We start from the raw sequence: 19,210 nt of genomic DNA on the forward strand, positions 1-19,210 counted from the left end.
CGACCTGACGACGACCTGACGATCGGTATCGACATCGGCGGCACCAGCGTGCGCGCCTCGGTGGTCGACGACCGGGGGACGATGCTCGACACCCTCCGCGCGCAGACCCCGCCGACCGCGGCCGCGCTCGAGCACTGCCTGGACCGGTTGGTCGGCGAACTGACCTCGCGCTGGGACGCGAAGGCCGTCGGGCTCGCGATCGCCGGCTTCCTGACCACCGACCGCAGCATCGTCCGGTTCGCGCCGCATCTGCCCTGGCGCGAGGCGCCGGTCGCCGAGGAGATGACCCGCCGCGTCGGGATCCCGGTCTTCGCCGAACACGACGCCAACGCCGCCGCGGTGGCCGAATGGCGGTTCGGCGCGGCGGCCCGTGGACACAACACCGTCGTCCTCGCGATCGGGACCGGGATCGGCGCCGGGTTCGTGATCGACGGGGAGATCTATCGCGGAAGTTACGGCGTCGCGCCGGAACTCGGACATCTGACGATCGTCCCCGACGGGCGCGCCTGTGCCTGTGGCAAACGCGGCTGCTGGGAGCGGTACTGCAGCGGCACCGCACTCGTGGACACCGTGGTCGAGTTGCTCGCCGACGGCGACTGGGGGCGCAGCCAACTCGCCGCCGATGTCGCCGCGGACCCCGGGTCGCTGACCGGCCGTCGGGTCGCCCGCGCGGCCGCCGACGGGGACGCCGTCGCGCTGGCCGCGTTCGCGCGGTTCGCGACGTCGCTCGGCCAGGGGCTCGCGATGATCGCCGACATCTTCGACCCCGACCTCATCGTCCTGGCCGGCGGCGTCGGCGCGGCGTCGGGGCTGTTCCTCGACGAGGCCCGGGAGCACTACGCCCGCCAGGTCACCGGTGCCGGACACCGTCAGCTCGCGCGTATCCGCGGTACCCAGCTCGGCGAGACCGCCGGCGTCGTGGGCGCGGCCGAGGTTGCGCGACAGGCGATCCGGACGGCCGCACGCCCTCTGGCCGACCCGCACCCCGAGACACGGCCGGTCTCCGGGCTCTGAGTGCTCCCGGCGAGACCCCGAGCGGTCCCGGCCGGACGGTAGAGTGCGACGCGGGTAAGGTCTTGGCGTCGGGACACTCCTCGGTTCCGCGGTCTCCGCGGCGCGGTTGTCCGGCGGTGGTCATCGGGTCGGTGTGCGCGGCGAGGAGATTCTCATGTGGTACTGGGCGTTCAAGTACATCTTTCTCGGTCCGATCCTGCGGGTCCTCGGCCGGCCGACGATCGAAGGACACGAGAACATCCCGACCGACGGCCCGGCGATCCTGGCGAGCAATCACCTCGCGGTGATGGACAGCTTCTTCCTGCCGCTGATGGTGGATCGCCGCATCTACTTCCTCGCCAAGAGCGAGTACTTCACCGGTACGGGGCTCAAGGGTGGCTTCCAGCGCTGGTTCTTCACCGCGGTCGGTCAGATCCCCATCGATCGGTCGGGGGCCGAGGCCGCCGAGGGTGCGCTCACCGCGGCACGCCGCCAGCTCGACAAGGGCAAGCTGATGGGGATGTACCCCGAGGGCACCCGATCGCCCGACGGACGCCTCTACAAGGGAAAGACCGGTCTCGCCCGGCTGGCCATGGACACCGGGGTGCCGGTGATCCCCGTCGCGATGATCGACACCCACAAGTTCAACCCGCCGGGCAGCATCCTGCCGCGACCCACCCGGGTGTCGGTGCGTATCGGCAAGCCTCTGGACTTCTCGCGCTACGAGGGCATGGAGGGCAACCGCTACATCGAACGCGCGGTCACCGACGAGATCATGTACGAGCTGATGCAGCTCTCGGGTCAGCAGTACGTCGACGTCTACGCCGCGAGCCTGAAGAACCAGGCCCCGCCGGTCGAGCCCCCGGCGGCCGACGCCGCCGCTTGAGGAAGTCTCTGACCTCCCTCTGCTCCCTGAGGTGCGAGGAGCGCTAGCGACGAGCCACGAAGGGTTGGCGACGCATCTCACCAGGACCCTTCGTGACGCGCCCTCCGCAAGCTCCGGGCGCTCCTCAGGGAGCGGTGGTTGGTTGCGCCCTCCGCAAGCTCCGGGCGCTCCCAGGGAGCGGTGGTTGGTTGCGCCCTCCGGGCACTCCTCGGGGAGCACCCGCCGCAGTCGGTCAGCCGGCGTCGCCGACCCGGGTGCCGTCCAGGACGGCGCACAGCTCCGGAATCCAGTCGCGATCTGCCGGGACGATCTCGGCTGCGTCGAGGTGTCGTAGCTCGTCGGCGGAGAACCAGCGCACGGCGAGGTGCTCGAGCGCGGTCGGAGTCCCCGAACGCAACCGCGCAACGTAGGCGTGCAGGGTCAGGCCACCGGGCAGCGCGACCGGGGAGCCGACGCCCTCGCCGGCTTCGACCTCGGCTCCGAGCTCCTCGCGGATCTCCCGAACCAGCGCCGCCGCATGGGTTTCCCCCGACTCGACACGACCGCCGGGCAGTTCCCACAGACCGGCGAGTTCGGCGGGACGGGACCGCTGCGCCAGCAGCAGCCGGCCGTCGGCGACGATCGCCGCGGCGACGACGTCGCGCGGTCGGGTGTCGCGGGGTTCGTCGCGCGCGGCGCGCGTCGCGATCATCCAGGCGAAGGTGACGAAGGTTGCCGCCGGCCACGCGGCCCCGAAGATCGCCTCGAGTGCCGCCGGGGGATGGGGACCGTACTCGATCGTGACCCGGAGCAACCACGGAATCCCGAGGCCCGCGACCACGATCCACATCGCGAGGACCGCCCGCGCGCCCCGGCGCCGCGAACCGGTGCCGTGCACGAGCCAGATTCCCAGCGGGATGATCCACACCCAGTGATGGACCCACGAGATCGGCGACACCAGGAGTCCGAAGAGCTGGACCACCAGCAGGATGCCGAGCGCGTCGGACACCGCGCGGCCGGCGAACACCGCCACCACGACCGCGACCAGGACGCCGACCATCCAGATCCAGCCCGACCCCACGTCGAAGCCCACGAAGCGGGACAGGGTGCCGCGCAGGCTCTGATTGATCACCGCCTCGACGGGGCCGATGCGCTCGGCGTCGCCGAGTAGGGTCCCGTAGTAGGTGCGGGTGACGTCGGGGAAGAGCAGCAGGCAACCGAGGACGGTGAAGACGAAGGCGACCGCGGCGGCCAGGGCGCCCAGGGGTTTGCGGGCGGCGAGATACCAGAGCCCGGAGATCGCCGGGGTGAGCTTGACCCCGGCCATCAGACCGATGAGTGCGCCGCCGGCGAGCACCCCGCGGTCGCTGCGCGCCCAGGTGACCGCCAGCAGGGTGCCCAGCATCAGGAAGACGTTGATCTGGCCGTAGTCCAGGGTGACCCGGACCGGTTCGCACCAGATCGCGGGGGCGGTCCAGAGTGCGGCCACGGCGTAGACGTCGGTCGTCGACCCGCACAGGCGTAAGGCGAGGACGACGCAGGTGTACAGGGCTCCGAACGTCGCGAGCTGCCAGCCGATGGCCACCAGGTCCCATGGCACGAGAGACAACGGGTACAGCACGACGGCCGCGAACGGCGGATACGTGAAGGGCAGGGCGAAGTCGGTCTCACCGGCGTAGGTGAAGAGATAGAGCGACCCGTCGGCGAGACCCGCCGAACCGTCGCGGTAAACGTGCAGGTCCACGAAGTTCCTGCCGTTCACGGTCAGCGTGTCCCAGACGAGCCGCGCGATGATCGACGCCGCCAGGAGAGCGGTCGCCAGCACGGACCTGGAGCGCACGAAATACCAGGGTAGACAGCCGGAGGGCGGTATGGCGAAACGGTGCGCGGTGAGCGGGTCGGCAGGAGGGTGTGTGAATACTTGACCCATGCGTTTCTTCTACGACTCGGAGTTCATCGAGGACGGCACCACCATCGAGCTGGTCTCGATCGGGGTCGTCGGTGAGGACGGCCGCGAGTTCTATGCGGTGTCGACCGATTTCGACCCCGGCCGGGCGGGGGACTGGGTGCGGGCCAACGTGTTGCCGAAACTGCCCTCGCCGTCGTCGTCCGCGTGGCGGGACCGTCGACGCATCCGGGAAGATCTCCTCGAGTTCCTCACCGCCGACGGCTCCGACATCGAGCTGTGGGCCTGGGTGGGCGCGTACGACCATGTCGTGCTGTGCCAGTTGTGGGGTCCCATGACCGCGCTGCCGCGCGAGATCCCGCGGTTCACCCGTGAGCTGCGGCAGCACTGGGAGGCCGCGGGCCGACCGGCGTTGCCGCCCACGCCGTCGGACGCGCACGACGCGCTGAGCGACGCCCGGCACAACCTGCGCCGGTGGGAGGCGATCGAGAAGGCCCGCGTCTGACCCGCGGACGAATCCACGGCCACGTCTCCTCTACCCTGGACGGGTGGTGAACTGGACCGTAGACGTTCCGATCGACGACCTTCCCGAGCTCCCGCCGCTTCCGGGGGATCTCCAGACGCGCTTCGACGACGCGATCAGCCGCCCGGCGGTACAGCAGCCGAGCTGGCCGGCCGACGAGGCGCGCAAGATGCGGACTGTCCTCGAGTCGGTCCCGCCGATCTGTATGCCCGCCGAGGTCCAGACGCTCGCCGCGCAGCTGGCCGACGTCGCCGAGGGGCGTGCATTCCTCCTGCAGGGCGGTGACTGCGCGGAGACGTTCGCCGACAACACCGAACCGCACATCAAGGGCAATATCCGCACGTTGTTGCAGATGGCGGTCGTGCTCACCTACGGCGCCAGCATGCCGGTGGTCAAGGTCGCCCGGATCGCCGGCCAGTACGCCAAGCCGCGATCATCCGACACCGACGCCCTGGGGCTGCCCTCCTACCGCGGCGACATGGTCAACGGGTTCGTGGCCGACGCGGCGGTGCGGGCACACGACCCGTCCCGGCTGGTGCGCGCCTACGCGAATGCCGCCGCCGCGATGAACCTGGTCCGCGCCCTCACCCAGGCCGAGGCGGATCTGAGCCGGGTGCACGACTGGAACCGCGAGTTCGTGCGCACGTCACCCGCCGGCGCACGCTACGAGGCCCTGGCGTCCGAGATCGATCGCGGCCTGCGGTTCATGGACGCCTGCGGCGTCACCGATTCGAATCTGAACTCCGCCTCCATCTTCGCCTCGCACGAAGCGCTCGTCCTCGACTACGAACGCGCCATGCTGCGGCTGGCCGACGACCCCGGGGGTGCCGGCAAGGTCCTCTACGACCTCTCCGCGCACTTCCTGTGGATCGGGGAGAGGACCCGCCAGCTCGACGGCGCCCACATCGCGTTCGCGGAGCTCATCAGCAATCCGATCGGCGTCAAGATCGGGCCCACGACGACGCCCGAGCAGGCCGTCGAATACGTCGAGCGTCTCGATCCGCACAACGTGCCGGGGCGACTCACGCTCGTCGCGCGGATGGGCAACGGCAAGGTCCGCGACGTGCTGCCGGCCATCGTCGGCGCCGTCGAGGCGACCGGCCACAAGGTCATCTGGCAGTGCGATCCGATGCACGGCAACACCCATGAGGCGTCGACCGGCTTCAAGACCCGGCACTTCGACCGCATCGTCGACGAGGTGCAGGGGTTCTTCGAGGTGCATCGCGCGTTGGGCAGCCATCCCGGTGGCGTCCACGTCGAGTTGACCGGCGAGGACGTCACCGAATGTCTCGGTGGTGCACAGGAGATCTCGGATCTCGACCTCGGGGGACGCTACGAGACCGCCTGCGATCCGCGGTTGAACACGCAGCAGTCGCTCGAGCTGGCGTTCCTCGTCGCGGAGATGCTGCGCGGCTGAGGGAGCGGGGCGTCAGCCGATCGCCAGGAACGTGCTGCCGACCCAGAAACCGAGGGCGCCGAGGCCGCCGACCAGCACCAGCACGACGACTATCCAGACCAGCGCGCCGAGCCGGCTGCCGCCGATGAGTTCGGGCTCRACGGCCATCGGCCGTGAGGTACGACGGGTCACCGGACGCGGCGCGGAGCCGACGTCGTCGCGCTCGGCCGCAGGTTGCTCCACGGGTGTGGCTGTGTCCGCGGGCCGCGCCGGGCCGGGCACCGACTGGACCCGGGTGCCATGGCCGCCGGGATCGGGGCCCCGGTAGCGCGACACCGTCTGACGCTCGGCCGACCGGCGCGGCGCGGGCACCGTGAACGGCGGGAGGCCGAGTTCGTCGGCGACGGCGAGCAGGGCCCGTTGCATGTCGAAGCCGTCGGCATATCGATCGGCGGGGTTGCGTTCGGTCGCGCGCAGCACGATCTCGTCGAACTCCTCCGGCACCCCCGGGATCACGTCGCCCGGCGCCGGCACGTCGAAGCTGAGTCGCTGGTAGGCGAGAGCCAGGGGTGAGTCGCCCGAGAAAGGTGTTCTGCCCGTGAGGAGTTCGAACATCATCACACCCATGGAGTAGACATCGCTGCGAGCGTCGGCGTGGGTGGACTCGACCTGTTCGGGGGAGAGGTAGGCAGCGGTCCCGAGGATCACGCTGGCCGAGGTCACCCCGGCCTCGGCCACGGCTCGCACCAGTCCGAAGTCCGCGACCTTCACCTCGCCCTCGTCGGAGATGAGCACGTTCTCGGGTTTCACGTCCCGGTGCACCAGACCCGCGGCATGTGCGGTGCCGAGCCCGCCGAGTACCGGCGCGGCCACCGCGACGACGGCATGGGGTGGCATCGGGCCGCGTTCGCGCAACAGTTCGCGCAGGCTGCCCCCGTCGACCAGTTCCATCACCAGGAACGCGATGCCGTCGTCGATGCCCTGGTCGTACACCGCGACGAGCCCGGGATGTTTCAGGCCGGCGACCGCGCGTGCCTCGAACTCGAAGCGGCGCAAGAACTGTGGGTCTCCCGAGTACCGGGAGTCCATCACCTTCACCGCCACGTCGCGTCCCAGCCGCAGGTCGACGGCGAGGTAGACCGCCGACATGCCGCCGCGCGCGATGGGCGCGTCGATCCGGTACCGGTCCTCGAGGACGGTCCCGAGCATCGTGTCGACGGGGGAGTTCACGCTGCCGAATCTACCTGCAGCCCGGGCCGGTCGAGAGCATCGGCACGATGCCGACCGAGGGTGTCGCCGCCGGGGCGTTCGCGGGTCTCGTTCGTCATGTCGTCGCGACCCGACGGTTTCTCCCGCTCCCGACTACCGGCTACCCTTTCGACGTGGGTTCCCTACCGTTGTCGCCTGACACTCTGCCTTCCGACACCGAGTTCCTGTCGATCGACGATGTCGCCGACCGCCTCGGGGTGTCGACCAACCGGGTGCGGACACTCATCCGTGACCATCACCTGCTCGCGGTCTCCCACAACGGATACCCGGCGATTCCGGCGCTCTTCGTGGACGAGGGCGGCGTCGCGAAACACTTCTACGGGCTCGTGGCGGTCCTGATCGACGGCGGTTACACGCGCGACGAGGTGATGGAGTGGCTGTTCACCGAGCAGGAAGATCTCGGACTCCACCCGGCGGCAGCGCTGCACACGGATCTCGCCCGCGAGGTCATCCGCCGGGCGCAGGCCCAGGCTTTCTGAGCGACGCCCCGGCCCCGAACCCCCGGGGTCCGGACTCCCGGTGCTCGGCCTCGGCGCGCCCCGACTCCTCGACGCCCGTCTCCGCGAGGACATCCGACGCGAGAGTGCCCTCGCCGGCCGGGGTCGCGCCCCACGCCCACCTCCCGAACCGGCCCAGCCGCAACGGGTCCCGACGGGTCAGCGACCAGGCCGCGACGCCGGCCAGTGCGGCCGCCAGCGTCACCTCGACAGGTTTGTAGAAGACGATCGCGTCGTCGGGCTGGAACACGATGAGCAGGAACGTCGAGGCACCGACGACCGAGGCCCGCACCCACATCGGCAGGTCGAAGGCCACCGCGATCACCAGCACCCACGTGTAGTACCAGGGCAGCGTCGACGGCTCGAGCAGGAGTACGGCCAGCATCGCCCACGCCATCCCGGCGACCGCGTCCCGCACGTCGTGGCGGTGGCGCCACCAGAGCGCGACCAGCGTGACCGCGAGGACCACCGAACCGATTGCCCGCGTGACCTCCAGCACCGGTTGCAGATTGAGGGCGACGAACGGCGCCGCGACGAGGGTCACGACATGGGCGGCCAGGGTGGGAATCGTGAACCAGTTGATGATGACGTCGGCCCACCCCAGGCCGGTGAGCCAGCCGAGTCCCAAACCGATCACCAGGGTCCACAGGCCGAACACCGCGACCGCGATCCCGACGATGGATGCGAACACCGTCACCACGTCGCGGACGGTCACCGGTCGCCGGGAACGGATGTGCGACAACCAGATCCACAAGACGAACGGCAGTGCGATGCCGGCGGTGATCTTGATCGACACCGCGAGCGCCAGGACGGCTGTGCCCACCACGTGCCGGCCGTCGACCACCAGGACGATCCCGGTGACGAGGACGCCCATCATCAGCAGCTCAACGTGCGGTCCCGCCACGAGATGGATCAGGACCAGCGGGTTGAACAGCACCAGCCACAGTCCGGCTTGCGGGGAGGCCCCGAACCGCTCCGCCAATCGGGGTATCGCCCAGAGGGACAGGAAGAGTCCGGGCAGCAGCACCAGCCGGATGGCCAGCACGCCGAGGACGACCTGGTCGCCGGTGATCTCGGTGACGACGCGCAGCATGCCCATGAAGAAGGGGCCGTACGGTGCCGTCGTGGTCGCCCAGACCTGCGCCATGCTGTCGACGAGCGGACCGGGCAGGTGGGCGGGACCGTCGGCATACGGGTCGAAACCGGCGCCGAACACCGCGCCCTGGGCGAGATAGGCGTAGACGTCGCGCGAGTACACCGGCACCGCGACGAGCAGGGGAGCGGTCCACACGAGCACCCATCGGCTCAGCGTCCGCGTCGTCGGCGCGGTGTCGGTGGTGGAGGAGATGATCCGACGCCCCAGCCGGACCCACCCGAACACCATGAGGAACACGCCCAGCCAGAACAGCGTCCCGAAGACGTTCTTGCCGTGCCCGTACGTGATCCAGCTCAGACCCAGATCGGAGAGAAGAGCGGAGTTGCGCGGCGGGTCGCCGACCCCGAAGCTGCCGAGACAGACCAGCACGGACCCGATCGCGCCGAGGATCAGATCGCCCCGACCGGCCGTGGCGGCACCTGTCACGGAAGTGCTCACGCCTGACGGTGCGCGACGCGATGGGCGACCGCGATCAGCTCGGCACGGATGTCGTCGCCGATGTCGGCGGCGTCGAGCGCGGTCAACGCCGACCCCAACAGCTCGTCGATCGAGTTCTCCACCTCGGCCACCGCGCCGAGATCGACCAACAGGTCTCGCGCGGAACCCAATTCGTCGCTGTCGAGCCGGCGGCCGAAGTAGGAGCGCAACCGCGCGCCGAGGGTCGGGTCGGCCGCATCGGCGCGTTGCAGCGCGATCGCGCGCAGGGCCGTGTGCTTGTCCGAGACCAGATCGTCCCCGGACGGTTTACCCGTGCGTTCGGGATCGCCGAAGACGCCGAGCAGATCGTCGCGGAGCTGGAAGGCGATGCCGAGGTCGTGCCCGATCGCACGCAGCGTCCGTACCAGCTGCTCGGACGCACCGGCGAGTCGCGCACCCAGCTCGAGCGGTCGCGCGACGGTGTAGGCGGCGGTCTTGAACTCCATCACCCGGTAGGCGGCCTCGGTCGAGTCGTCGCCGCCGGCCTCGTTCACGATGTCCAGGAACTGGCCGCCGAGCACCTCGGTCCGCATCGCCGCCCACGTCGCGCCCACCTCCGCGGGCAGCGGGTGGTCGCCGTCCCTGCCGGTTGAGCGGTCCCTGCCGGTTGAGCGGTCCCCGCCGGTTGAGCGGTCCCCGCCGGTTGAGCGGTCCCCGCCGGTTGAGCCTGTCGAAACCCCCGGCCGGTGACCGTGGACCAGGTCGTCCGCCCAGGCGAGCGCGAAGTCGCCGGCGAGGATCGCGGCCGCCACCCCGTGGGCGCCGGAGTCCCCGGCCCACTCCGCGCTCGCGTGCCGTGACTCGAACTCCCGGTGCACGGTCGGGTACCCGCGCCGGGTGTCCGACCGGTCGATGATGTCGTCGTGGATCAGGGCGCAGGCCTGCACGAGTTCGAGTGCGGCGCAGACGCGCAGCGCGTCCCGCGGGCCGGGGGCGTCGTCCTCGGCTGCGGCCCCGGCGACGGCACGGTCCGACGACGACGTCCCGCAGCGCCACCCGGCGAAGGCGAAGACCGGTCGAATGCGTTTGCCTCCTCGCAGCACGAACTCCCGGATCAGTTCGGCCGCCTCACCGACCACCGGTGCGATCGCGGCGGCGGCCGGGACCGCGTCGTCGAAGAAGGCGCGTAATTCGGCCTCGACGGCGCCCGGAACCGCATCGAGCGAGGTGGGCGTGGGGATCGTGGAGGTCACCCTGCCAGGCTATGCGACCTGCTCCGTACACTGTGCGGGTGACCCCAACCGCTCCCGCACCCTCGATCGTCGAACGCCTGTCCGCCCCGCACCGCGGCCCGGTCCCGTTCTCGGTCGAGTTCTTCCCGCCGCGTGACGCCGAGGCCGAGTCCCGGCTCTGGCGGGCGGTGCGCATCTTCGAGCGGTTGTCCCCGGCGTTCGTCTCGATGACCTACGGTGCCGGCGGTTCGACGCGCGATCGCACGGTGCGCATCACCGGTGAGCTCGCCGCACATACCACGCTGCTGCCGGTGGCCCACCTGACCGCCGTCAACCACAGCGTCGCGGAACTGAGGGCGCTCGTCGGTGCCTACGCCGACCAGGGCATCACCAACATCCTCGCGCTCCGCGGCGATCCGCCCGGCGATCCGCTCGGCGAGTGGGTCGCCCATCCCGACGGCGTCGAGTACGCCGAGCAACTGGTCCGGCTCATCGACACCCTCGGCGACTTCCACGTGGGGGTGGCGTCGTTCCCGGAGACGCATCACCGGTCGCCCGACATCGAACACGACACCCGCACTCTCGTCAGCAAGTTGCGGGCCGGGGCCGAATACTCCATCACCCAGATGTTCTTCGACGTCGAGCACTACCTGCGGCTGCGCGACCGGGTCGCGGCCGCCGACCCCGAGCAGGGACTCAAGCCGATCATCCCGGGCATCATGCCGGTGACGTCGCTGGCCACCGTCCGTCGCATGGTCGAGCTGTCGGGATCGGTGATCCCGCCCGACGTCGAGGAACGCTTCGCCAAGGCCGCGGGCAACGGCGCCGAGGAGGATCGTGCGTCGGTCCGTGCCGTCGGCATCGACTTCGCCACCGAGATGGCACAGCGACTGGTCGCCGAGGGTGCGCCGTGTCTGCATTTCTGCAGTCTGAACTTCGCCAAGGCCACGACGGAGGTCCTGGGCCGACTCGGCGTGGACGTCGACGCCGCGCTGCACGTCCCGGCCTGAACGGCCGAAGCTGTTCCGCCGGACCGGYGYCGRCRCCGGTCCGGCGCGGCATCATGTGCCCGCGGGTGGCTTTCGATCCGCGGGCGGTGTTGCCGATGACGGACCCGACACGGGATCGGCGGCAGCGGCGAGTCCTTCACCCGAGATCGACGAAGGGTTTGTCTTAGCCGCCACCGGACGTCCGGGCCGCGGTCCGCGATACCGCTTGGAGTAGGCGATCCGGACGATCACCAGGACGACCACGACGCACAGCAACGCGACGAACCACGACCAACTGCTGACCGCGGCGGTCGCCGGGTCCGGATAGGTGGCATCGGCGCTGAAATCCGACGGTTCACCCGGAGCGGGGGTCCAGGTCACGGTGGACTCGCCGACCTGCTCGCCGTTCGTCGCGGTCACCGGACCGCCGAAGGTGACGGTCAGTTGCACGTAGTCGCGGTCCGGGACCAGCTCGGTCAGATCGGCGTCGCCGCGGAACCGCACCACCTCCCCGCTGCGCTTGGCGGTGAGGTCCATCGTCAGCGAGGTGTCGCCGTAGGCGTCGGCCACGATGTCGCCCAGTTGGGCGAACTGTCCCGCGGTGAGATCGCTGAACGACGCCCGCGTTCCGACGCGCGTGGCGGGATCGTCCTCGTCGGGGTTCTCGTCCGCGCCGGCCTCGTCGTTTCCGGCGGGCTCGGAGGGGGAGGGGGATTCGGCCGTGTTCTCGGGTCCGGCGCCCGGAGACGACGGCGCGTCGGGACGATCGGGAACCTGTTTGTAGTCGGTCACCGAGACCTGCCCCATCATCGACTCGGGGAGGTCGAACTGCGGTGTCCCGCGCGGATTGTCCGGGGTGGTCGCCACGACGACGCTCCCCGAGTAGCGATCTCCCACCGTCGTCGACCGTTCGAGACAACCGGCCATCAGCGGGGAGAGGGCGACGAGAGCGACGGCCACCGCGGACGGCAACAGGCGCCGGGCTCGGCGGGACCCGGGCGCACCCGGTACGGGATTCGACGAACGCACGGTGCTCATCGTGCCAGACCCCGGCCGGACCGCGGGGCACCCGTCACACCGCGCCGCGTCGGGTGTCGGCGGTGTCAGGGCCGACGGCCGAGACCCCGACGCCCGCGTCGCAGCGCCAGGTGGGCGGCGATGTAACCGCTCGCGCCGGTGACACCTCCGCCGGGGTGAGTCGACGCTCCGGCGAGGAGCAGGCCGTCGGCACCGGGGACGCGGTGTCCGGCGAGGTCGGGGGTGGGACGCCACATGAACATCTGGTCGATGGACATCTCGACATGCATGATGTTGCCGCCGATCAGGCCCAGCTCATCGGCCAGATCTCGCGGCGTCTGGATGTATCGATGCGCGACCGACTCGGCGAAACCGGGCGCGTGGCGGTCCACCTCGTCGACGACGGCCTTCGCGGCGCGGTCCGCCGCGGCCGGCCAGTCGCCGTCGGCCAGCCGGTACGGATGCCACTGTGCCCAGAGATTGATGACGGAGCGGCCCGGGGGCGCGAGCGTCGGATCGATCGCCGAATAGCTCATCGCGACCACGGCCGGGCGCGGCGGGAGCTCGCCCACCGACGCCGCGGCATGGGCTCGGGTGAGGTGGGCGCGGTCGGTGACCAGCAGTCCGAGAGCCGAATGGACGCCGTGCTCGGGCAGGTCGCCGGGCAGCCCCTGGTAGTCGGGCAGGCCGGTCGTCCCCAGGCGAACCGCCATCCCGATCCCGCTGCCCACGACGATGGTGCGTCGCCACCGGTCGATGACGCCCGCGTCGAAACCGCCGGCGGCGAGGAGGTCGAGCGTGGTGAGCACGTGGCAGGCGTGGATGACTGTTGCGGCACAACGGGATTGACCCGTGCTGGTGAGCACCCGCCAGTGGTCGCCGCAGCGGGCGACGGAGACCGCGGGGTCGCCGCAGGAGACACGGCCGCCGTCCTGGTGGATTCGGTGCACGAGGGCCTCGGTGAGTGCGCCGCTGCCCCCGATCGCGCGTCCGGGCGGGATTCGGTGCATGAGTGCGGCGAATCCGATCATCGGCGCCGTGCCCGGTGCGCTCATGGGCGGTCCGGACTGGGCGCCGAACCACGCGAGTCCCGCCTTGAGTTGTTCGGACTCGAAATACTCGTCGAGGAGGGAATCGCCGGAGGCCATCAATTCGGCGGTCAGGTTCAGCACCCGGCCGCCGCGCCGGCCGAACAACCCCGTGCGTGCCGTGGTGGCGGTGCCGCCGAGCCCGCCGAAGGCCCGGCCGAACTTCCCCATCGTCGCGGGTTGGTAGAACGCATCCATGACCGCCCGCGCCCGCGGCGTCCACGTCTCCACGAAGCGTCGATATGCGGCGGCATCGGCTGCACCACAGGCGTTCTCGATGGAAGCGCACGTCGCGTCGAGGTCGGTGCGGAAGACGATCGGCGGGGCGGTCGCGGTGGCCGGGACGAACGCCCACGGATCGCAGTCGACGTAGCGCAGGCCGTGCGCAACGAGGTCGAGGTCGTCGAGGACGGGGGAGTGACGGATCATCAGATGCGACGACGACCCCCGGTCGACCCGATGTCCGGGGAACCGTTCGACGGTGGAGACCGCGCCGCCGGGGATGTCGTCCCGCTCGAGTACCTCGACATCCCGTCCGGCCTGTGCCAGGTAGGCCGCGGCGATCAGGCCGTTGTGGCCCGCGCCGATAACGACGGCGTCACGCCGGGTGCCGTGCATCGTCAGCTCCCGGTACCGGCGCGGCGGGCGGCGGCCGGGGGTTGCAGTTCCAGGGGGAGCGGACGGCCGAGGAACGCGAACGGACGCGGATCGCCGGTGAAGGTGAAGTGGCGCAGGACGTCGGTGAAACCCATCCGCCGGTACAACGACCACGCGCGGTTGTCCTCGGCGGGGATCTCCGGGGTCGACAGCAGCACATGGCGTTCGGGCCGATCGGCCAGCAGCCGGGCGAGGAGCGCCTGTCCGATCCCACGGCCCTGCGCGGTCGGGTGGACGTGCAGCTCGGTGAGCTCGAAGTAATCGCGCGCGATCGCCTCGACCGTCTCGGGCGGTCGGCCCGTCTGGCGGAGTCCGAGCCGCAGCTGCTGGTTCCACCATTGACCGGTCGCGCCGGTGTAGCCGTAGGCGATGCCGACGAGCAGGTCGTCGGGTCCGAAGCCGACCGGTGGACCGACCCGGCGCCGCGCGGCCGGCATGGTCCGCGCCTCGTGTGGGGTCACCGTCTCGACCGCGCCCACCGCACGCCATCCGGGCCGCGCGATGTGTTCGCGCCAGAGCCCGGCCCGATGGATCTCCGTACCGCGCGGATATTTCATCGCGGTCACGTAGATCTCCAGGGCCGGCTCGAGCCAGGCCCGGGCGTCCTGGCCACTCAGGCTCACCAGGCGGATGGTCAACGGATTTCCGTTCTCTGCATCGTTCGTCCTGCGTCGTCGACCTGCAGACGAGGTCGGCTGCCGCTGGGGCGGGCCGCCCTCTGCCGGGGGCATCGCGTCGCAGGCCACTTCCGGGAATTGTCCTATCGATGATGCACACTCGGCAGGAATCGGCCCGCAGGTGGTGGCGTTGTACTCCCCGGCGGGGGTTTCGGGTCACAGATGTCTTGAACGCCGACGCCGGGATAGCTATATTGAACGTGTCGAACGGATGTTCGATGAATGTGCCTCCGCAAGCTGTTCGCGTTCATCCGACGACACGGTCCGGCGGCGGACGAGGGAAGCGTCTGCCGCCGGACACAGCCCATACGCACGAGGAGGACGACATGGCCAGACACCGCAGCGCCACGGCTCTCACCCACGCGGCGCCCGTCGACCCGGTGATGGTCGGTCGAGCGCGCGATCTCCTCGAGCGTGCACACGTGCTCTTCGACAATGCCGACGGCGTCGACGACGACGTCGAGCGGTTCCGTCAGCTGTACCTCGTTGCCCTCCGCGCCTCGGGCGCGGCCCTCGCCGTGCACGAACCGGTCGGGACCGTGCGGCGCAGGACGTCGAACGCCTGGACCCGCATCGGTGTGGTCGCCCCAGAGCTGGCGCCGATCGCCGCCCGGTTCGCCGCGCTGTCGCCGGTTCGGATGAAGATCGAGTCCGGGATCATCCGCACGATCGACCCCGACAGCGTCGCCGGTATGCGGCTGCTCGTCCTCGACTTCCTGCGTCGGGTCGAGACGATGGTCATCGCCTACGAGCAAGGAAAACTCGGTGCCGAAGCGCCGCAGATCGGCGCGACGGCGTGAATCCGGCCACACTTTGCGGTTTCTGGCACCGCCCGGTCGTCGGCAACAGCGAGTAATGGTGGTCGCGGTCGATTTCACCTCGTATCATGGGACGATATAGGCGCAGACGCCTTTCCGGTCGCGGGTGACCTTCGTCGGCGTCACGGATCAGTGAGAAGGAGGGTCGGTGCCACTTTCGGAGCACGAGCAACGCATGCTCGAACAGATCGAGAGCGCGCTGTACGCGGAAGACCCCAAGTTTGCGTCCAGTGTCAAGCGTCGGCGCCTTGGGAAGTCGAGCGGTCGTCGTCGCCTGCAGGCGGCAGCGGTCTTCGTCGTCGGCCTGGTGATGCTGGTCGGCGGACTCATCGTCAACATCAACATCGGCGGATTCCCGATCGTGAGCCTCCTGGGCTTCCTGGTGATGTTCGGGGCTGGCCTCTTCGCTCTCTGGGGAGACAACAACACCGCCGAGGCGGGCTCGTCGTCGACCAGGTCCGGCAAGAAGCAATCGGGGTCGTCCGGCGGCAAGCGCAAGCTGTCGGAACGCATGGAGGAGCGATTCAATCGTCGGTTCGAGCAGGAGTGATCCGCTGATCCCGACTCCGCGTTCGTCGATCGGCTGACCGACTCCCGCAACTTCGCATATTCGACTGAGCCGCGTGCCTTCGGGCACGCGGCTCTTTCATGTCCTCGATCCAGAGCACGCTGAACGGATCCGGGCGCATGGTCGACGGGATCGAACGCCCGGTCAACGGTCCTCGCGCTTCCATAGTGGCGATCCCCACTTCTCGCCACCGGCGATCCCCACTTCTCCCCACCGGCGATCCCCACTTCTCCCCACCGGGTCGCCCCACTTTGCCCCACTAGAGGATTTACGCCTGGATTTCCCGCCTCTCGGACCTCATCGGTATCTCTGGTCACACGCTGGTTGCCCTTCTTTCCGCCCATGACGCGCCGGCGACACGCGCGTTCATCGTCATCTTGAGCTCCCTGAACTGGGAATTTGCTTTCAGTGGGTGAATGCGGGGGCGGTGGGGGTGGAAAGTGGTGGAAAGTGGGGTACTGTGGCATCACTGGGTGAGGCGAGATACGACGCGGAACCCGGTGGGCAGGAGGTGTCGACGTGTCCGTGCGATTCGTCGGTACCTACACGCCCAAATTGGACGACAAAGGGCGGCTCACGTTGCCCGCCAAGTTCCGCGATGCACTGGCAGGAGGGGTAGTGGTCACCAAAGGCCAAGATCACAGCTTGTCGGTGTACCGGACCGAAGAGTTCGACGCGATAGCCGCTCGGATCGTCGAGGCGTCTCGGAACGACCCTGATCTGCGCGCGTTCCAGCGAACGTTCTTCGCCGGTTCGGAAGAGCAGCGACCGGACGGTCAGGGCAGGATCAGCCTGTCCGGTGACCATCGCGTGTACGCGGGGTTGTCCAAGGAGTGCGTGGTGTTCGGCAGCTTCGATCACCTCGAGATCTGGGACTCGGCCGCATGGAACGAGTACCAGACGCGGCACGAGGAGAACTTCTCGGCCGCGAACTCCGCCGCGCTGAACGCGGTGCTGTAGCCGGAGGACCGGCCCGCCACACCGCCGAGACAGCAACACCAACGACAGCAACCGACCAGAGACCGACCGAAGAGACAGCAACCGATGGGCGAGTTCGGTGCCCAGCGGCTTCGGGTGGCACGAGGCCCCGGCCCGGTGGCGACCCTGGCGTACTTCCCCAACGCCAGGTGCGTGATCGGGTCGGGACCCCGCTCCATCCGACCGCCTGCTCTCGCCGACCCGAGGCATCCGCCCACCGCCGATACCGCATACATGCCGATGGGGGGTCTTCATCATGGTCGATGCCGAGGACGAACCGCGTCGGTCCGGCGAGTTCGGCCACATCCCCGTCATGGGTGCGCGCATCGTCGAACTGCTGACCCCCGCACTGGATTCCGACGATCCGCGCGTCTTCCTCGATGCCACGCTCGGCGCGGGCGGGCACAGTCAACTGGTTCTCGAGTCGTTCCCGAACGTCCGCGTGGTCGGCATCGATCGGGACGCCTCGGCACTCGAGATCGCCCGCGAGCGCCTGACGTCGTACTCCGACCGGATCTCGCTGCACCAGGCCACCTTTCACGAGATCCGCGACGTGATGGACGCAGCGGGGGAGTCGGTCATCGATGCCGCACTGTTCGATCTCGGGGTGTCGTCGATGCAGCTGGACCAGGCCGGACGCGGTTTCGCCTATGCGGTGGATGCGCCGCTCGACATGCGCATGAACGCCGACGACCCGCTCACCGCCGCCGACGTGCTCAACACGTACTCGCACGGCGAATTGGCCCGCGTACTCTCCGATTACGGGGAGGAGCGCTTCGCCGGCCGGATCGCCTCGGCGGTCCTGCGGGAGCGGGACAAGGAGCCCTTCTCGACCAGCGCGCGTCTCGTCGAACTGCTCTACGACGCCATCCCGGCCGCCACCAGGCGGACCGGCGGGCACCCGGCGAAGCGGACCTTCCAGGCGCTGCGCATCGAGGTCAACCACGAATTGGATGTCCTGCGAGAGGCTCTGCCGGCCGCGCTGGAAGCGCTCGCCGTGGGCGGACGGATCGCCGTGATGAGTTACCAGTCTCTCGAGGATCGGATCGTCAAGCGCGAGTTCGCGACGCGCACATCGTCCACCTCACCTCCCGGGCTCCCGGTCGAGTTGCCCGGCACGGCACCGGAATTCCGTCTCGTCACGCGGGGCGCCGAACGTCCGGACGAGAACGAACTGGCCACCAACCCGCGCTCGGCGCCGGTACGTGTCCGCGCGATCGAACGAGTCGAGAAGAAGGGCTGAGCATGACCATCCTGCACGAGGCCCCGTCGCGGTCCGCCGGCGACGAGCGCGATTCGCGACGGTCACGCCGAACCCGCATCGAGTCCGAACGTGCGACACGATCGCGGGCCGCCCAGCGGGCGCTCGACCGTCGACACCGACGCTCCGCGGCGGGTCGTGCCACGCCGCCGCGTCGTACCGGCGGCGGACTGTCCATGACCGGGGTGTCCCTGCGAGAGCGACTGCAGCACACCCCGTTTGTCGTGCCGGTGATCGCGCTGCTCGTCCTCGGACTCGGTCTCAGCCTGTGGTTGTCGACCAAGGCGGCGCAGGACTCCTACAAGCTGGGAATCGAGCGGACGCAGAACCAGTCCCTCATCGATCAGCGCGACGCGCTCAAGCGCACGTACGAATCGGGCAACTCGGCGCCTGAATTGTCCGACAAGGCAGCACGTCTCGGCATGATCCCCGCCGACAACCCCGCTCGGATGATCGTCGACGACCCGCGACGCCCGAGCGTGGTGGGCAAGCCGGAGCCCGCGTCCGGGCGTCCGATGGGGAGCCTGAATCCCGATACCGCACCGGATCCCGCGGAATCGATCGACCCGAGCCAGGTCGACGACTCGATCGGGCTGGGCGGCGGACCGGGTTCCGCGGGACCCGAGGCGGGTGGGACGTCCACACCGCAATCCGCACCGTCGCAACCCACATCGTCGCAACCGGCATCCGGCGAACCGGCGGCCGCCGGACCGTCTCCGTCGCAGACCGCACCGCCGGGCGCGAATCCGCTCCCGTCCGGTGCGAGTCCGGCTCCCTCCGGGGCCGGTGCCGTGCCCCCGGCCGCGCCGTCGGCCCCGACTCCGGCGCCGAATGTGGTGCCCACCCCGTGAGTTCGCCCCGATCCGCGCTTTCGAAGTGCGCTGGATCTCCGGCGCCATCTCC

The 19,210-nt window shown here is 69.8% G+C and carries 18 protein-coding genes; 11 read left to right on the top strand and 7 right to left on the bottom strand.

The window, feature by feature from the left end:
- Window positions 1-15: 15 nt before the first annotated feature.
- Both A9310_RS21315 and A9310_RS21320 read left to right on the top strand, forming a co-directional pair.
- Window positions 16-1,014: an ROK family protein gene (locus A9310_RS21315; RefSeq protein WP_065632397.1), complete on the top strand. Its 999-nt coding sequence runs from the start codon at window positions 16-18 to the stop codon at window positions 1,012-1,014.
- Window positions 1,015-1,168: 154 nt separating this feature from the next.
- Window positions 1,169-1,879 (top strand): 1-acyl-sn-glycerol-3-phosphate acyltransferase, encoded by a 711-nt coding sequence (locus A9310_RS21320; RefSeq protein WP_058253139.1) that lies wholly within the window; start codon window positions 1,169-1,171, stop codon window positions 1,877-1,879.
- A 232-nt stretch (window positions 1,880-2,111) separates the two neighbouring features.
- Here the strand turns inward: A9310_RS21320 and A9310_RS21325 are convergent, their stop codons facing one another.
- A complete protein-coding gene (locus A9310_RS21325; protein ID WP_065632282.1) occupies window positions 2,112-3,683 on the bottom strand; it encodes a mannosyltransferase in 1,572 nt (523 codons plus the stop codon).
- A 103-nt stretch (window positions 3,684-3,786) separates the two neighbouring features.
- Between A9310_RS21325 and A9310_RS21330 the strand changes: the two genes are divergently transcribed.
- Both A9310_RS21330 and A9310_RS21335 read left to right on the top strand, forming a co-directional pair.
- Entirely contained in the window at window positions 3,787-4,269 is a 483-nt protein-coding gene (locus A9310_RS21330) for a polyadenylate-specific 3'-exoribonuclease AS (RefSeq protein ID WP_058251695.1), read from the top strand.
- A gap of 43 nt (window positions 4,270-4,312) precedes the next feature.
- The gene (locus A9310_RS21335) at window positions 4,313-5,704 is read left to right on the top strand and encodes a class II 3-deoxy-7-phosphoheptulonate synthase (RefSeq protein ID WP_065632283.1); all 1,392 of its coding nucleotides are present in this window, start codon (window positions 4,313-4,315) and stop codon (window positions 5,702-5,704) included.
- Window positions 5,705-5,716: 12 nt separating this feature from the next.
- Here A9310_RS21335 and A9310_RS21340 read toward each other — a convergent pair whose 3' ends face one another.
- Window positions 5,717-6,913, bottom strand: a complete 1,197-nt coding sequence (locus A9310_RS21340) for a protein kinase (protein WP_065632284.1) — start codon at window positions 6,911-6,913, stop codon at window positions 5,717-5,719.
- Between the two features lie 152 nt (window positions 6,914-7,065).
- Between A9310_RS21340 and A9310_RS21345 the strand changes: the two genes are divergently transcribed.
- Window positions 7,066-7,431: an Rv2175c family DNA-binding protein gene (locus A9310_RS21345; protein ID WP_058251861.1), complete on the top strand. Its 366-nt coding sequence runs from the start codon at window positions 7,066-7,068 to the stop codon at window positions 7,429-7,431.
- Here A9310_RS21345 and A9310_RS21350 read toward each other — a convergent pair.
- On the bottom strand, window positions 7,400-9,031 hold the full coding sequence (locus A9310_RS21350; RefSeq protein WP_226514257.1) for an alpha-(1->6)-mannopyranosyltransferase A: 1,632 nt from the start codon (window positions 9,029-9,031) through the stop codon (window positions 7,400-7,402). The two genes, A9310_RS21345 and A9310_RS21350, sit on opposite strands and share 32 nt — an antisense overlap.
- Before the next feature lie 8 nt (window positions 9,032-9,039).
- Window positions 9,040-10,275 carry a polyprenyl synthetase family protein gene (locus tag A9310_RS21355; RefSeq protein WP_065632286.1) on the bottom strand — a complete coding sequence of 412 codons (1,236 nt, stop codon included), beginning with the start codon at window positions 10,273-10,275 and terminating at the stop codon, window positions 9,040-9,042.
- Between the two features lie 11 nt (window positions 10,276-10,286).
- Here A9310_RS21355 and A9310_RS21360 point away from each other — a divergent pair, with 11 nt between their 5' ends.
- Window positions 10,287-11,264, top strand: coding sequence for a methylenetetrahydrofolate reductase (locus tag A9310_RS21360; protein ID WP_065632287.1), 978 nt, complete (start codon window positions 10,287-10,289; stop codon window positions 11,262-11,264).
- Window positions 11,265-11,315: 51 nt separating this feature from the next.
- Here A9310_RS21360 and A9310_RS21365 read toward each other — a convergent pair whose 3' ends face one another.
- From A9310_RS21365 to A9310_RS21375, 3 genes are all read right to left on the bottom strand, one after another.
- On the bottom strand, window positions 11,316-12,281 hold the full coding sequence (locus tag A9310_RS21365) for a DUF3153 domain-containing protein (protein ID WP_065632288.1): 966 nt from the start codon (window positions 12,279-12,281) through the stop codon (window positions 11,316-11,318).
- 65 nt (window positions 12,282-12,346) lie between these two features.
- Window positions 12,347-13,966: an NAD(P)/FAD-dependent oxidoreductase gene (locus A9310_RS21370; RefSeq protein ID WP_065632289.1), complete on the bottom strand. Its 1,620-nt coding sequence runs from the start codon at window positions 13,964-13,966 to the stop codon at window positions 12,347-12,349.
- Between the two features lie 2 nt (window positions 13,967-13,968).
- A complete protein-coding gene (locus tag A9310_RS21375; RefSeq protein WP_065632290.1) occupies window positions 13,969-14,643 on the bottom strand; it encodes an N-acetyltransferase in 675 nt (224 codons plus the stop codon).
- 365 nt (window positions 14,644-15,008) lie between these two features.
- Between A9310_RS21375 and A9310_RS21380 the strand changes: the two genes are divergently transcribed.
- From A9310_RS21380 to A9310_RS21400, 5 genes are all read left to right on the top strand, one after another.
- Entirely contained in the window at window positions 15,009-15,482 is a 474-nt protein-coding gene (locus A9310_RS21380; RefSeq protein WP_058251704.1) for an SAV_6107 family HEPN domain-containing protein, read from the top strand.
- A gap of 166 nt (window positions 15,483-15,648) precedes the next feature.
- Window positions 15,649-16,050 (top strand): DUF3040 domain-containing protein, encoded by a 402-nt coding sequence (locus tag A9310_RS21385; protein ID WP_065632291.1) that lies wholly within the window; start codon window positions 15,649-15,651, stop codon window positions 16,048-16,050.
- Between the two features lie 537 nt (window positions 16,051-16,587).
- Window positions 16,588-17,028, top strand: coding sequence for a division/cell wall cluster transcriptional repressor MraZ (mraZ, locus tag A9310_RS21390; protein WP_058251706.1), 441 nt, complete (start codon window positions 16,588-16,590; stop codon window positions 17,026-17,028).
- A 274-nt stretch (window positions 17,029-17,302) separates the two neighbouring features.
- Complete coding sequence (gene rsmH / locus A9310_RS21395; RefSeq protein WP_065632292.1) at window positions 17,303-18,289, top strand: 16S rRNA (cytosine(1402)-N(4))-methyltransferase RsmH; 987 nt, start codon at window positions 17,303-17,305, stop codon at window positions 18,287-18,289.
- A 2-nt stretch (window positions 18,290-18,291) separates the two neighbouring features.
- Complete coding sequence (locus A9310_RS21400) at window positions 18,292-19,158, top strand: hypothetical protein (RefSeq protein ID WP_065632293.1); 867 nt, start codon at window positions 18,292-18,294, stop codon at window positions 19,156-19,158.
- Window positions 19,159-19,210: the final 52 nt, after the last annotated feature.

The organism is Gordonia sp. UCD-TK1, from assembly GCF_001691435.1.
Lineage (GTDB): Bacteria > Actinomycetota > Actinomycetes > Mycobacteriales > Mycobacteriaceae > Gordonia > Gordonia hongkongensis.

Excerpts from the sequence above, each read along its gene's own strand:
- A9310_RS21360 (WP_065632287.1), top strand. The coding sequence starts at position 10,287 with ATGCGACCTGCTCCGTACACTGTGCGGGTGACCCCAACCGCTCCCGCA.
- A9310_RS21400 (WP_065632293.1), top strand. The coding sequence starts at position 18,292 with ATGACCATCCTGCACGAGGCCCCGTCGCGGTCCGCCGGCGACGAGCGC.
- A9310_RS21330 (WP_058251695.1), top strand. The coding sequence starts at position 3,787 with ATGCGTTTCTTCTACGACTCGGAGTTCATCGAGGACGGCACCACCATC.
- rsmH (WP_065632292.1), top strand. The coding sequence starts at position 17,303 with ATGGTCGATGCCGAGGACGAACCGCGTCGGTCCGGCGAGTTCGGCCAC.
- A9310_RS21380 (WP_058251704.1), top strand. The coding sequence starts at position 15,009 with ATGGCCAGACACCGCAGCGCCACGGCTCTCACCCACGCGGCGCCCGTC.
- A9310_RS21320 (WP_058253139.1), top strand. The coding sequence starts at position 1,169 with ATGTGGTACTGGGCGTTCAAGTACATCTTTCTCGGTCCGATCCTGCGG.
- A9310_RS21365 (WP_065632288.1), bottom strand. The coding sequence starts at position 12,281 with ATGAGCACCGTGCGTTCGTCGAATCCCGTACCGGGTGCGCCCGGGTCC.
- A9310_RS21370 (WP_065632289.1), bottom strand. The coding sequence starts at position 13,966 with ATGCACGGCACCCGGCGTGACGCCGTCGTTATCGGCGCGGGCCACAAC.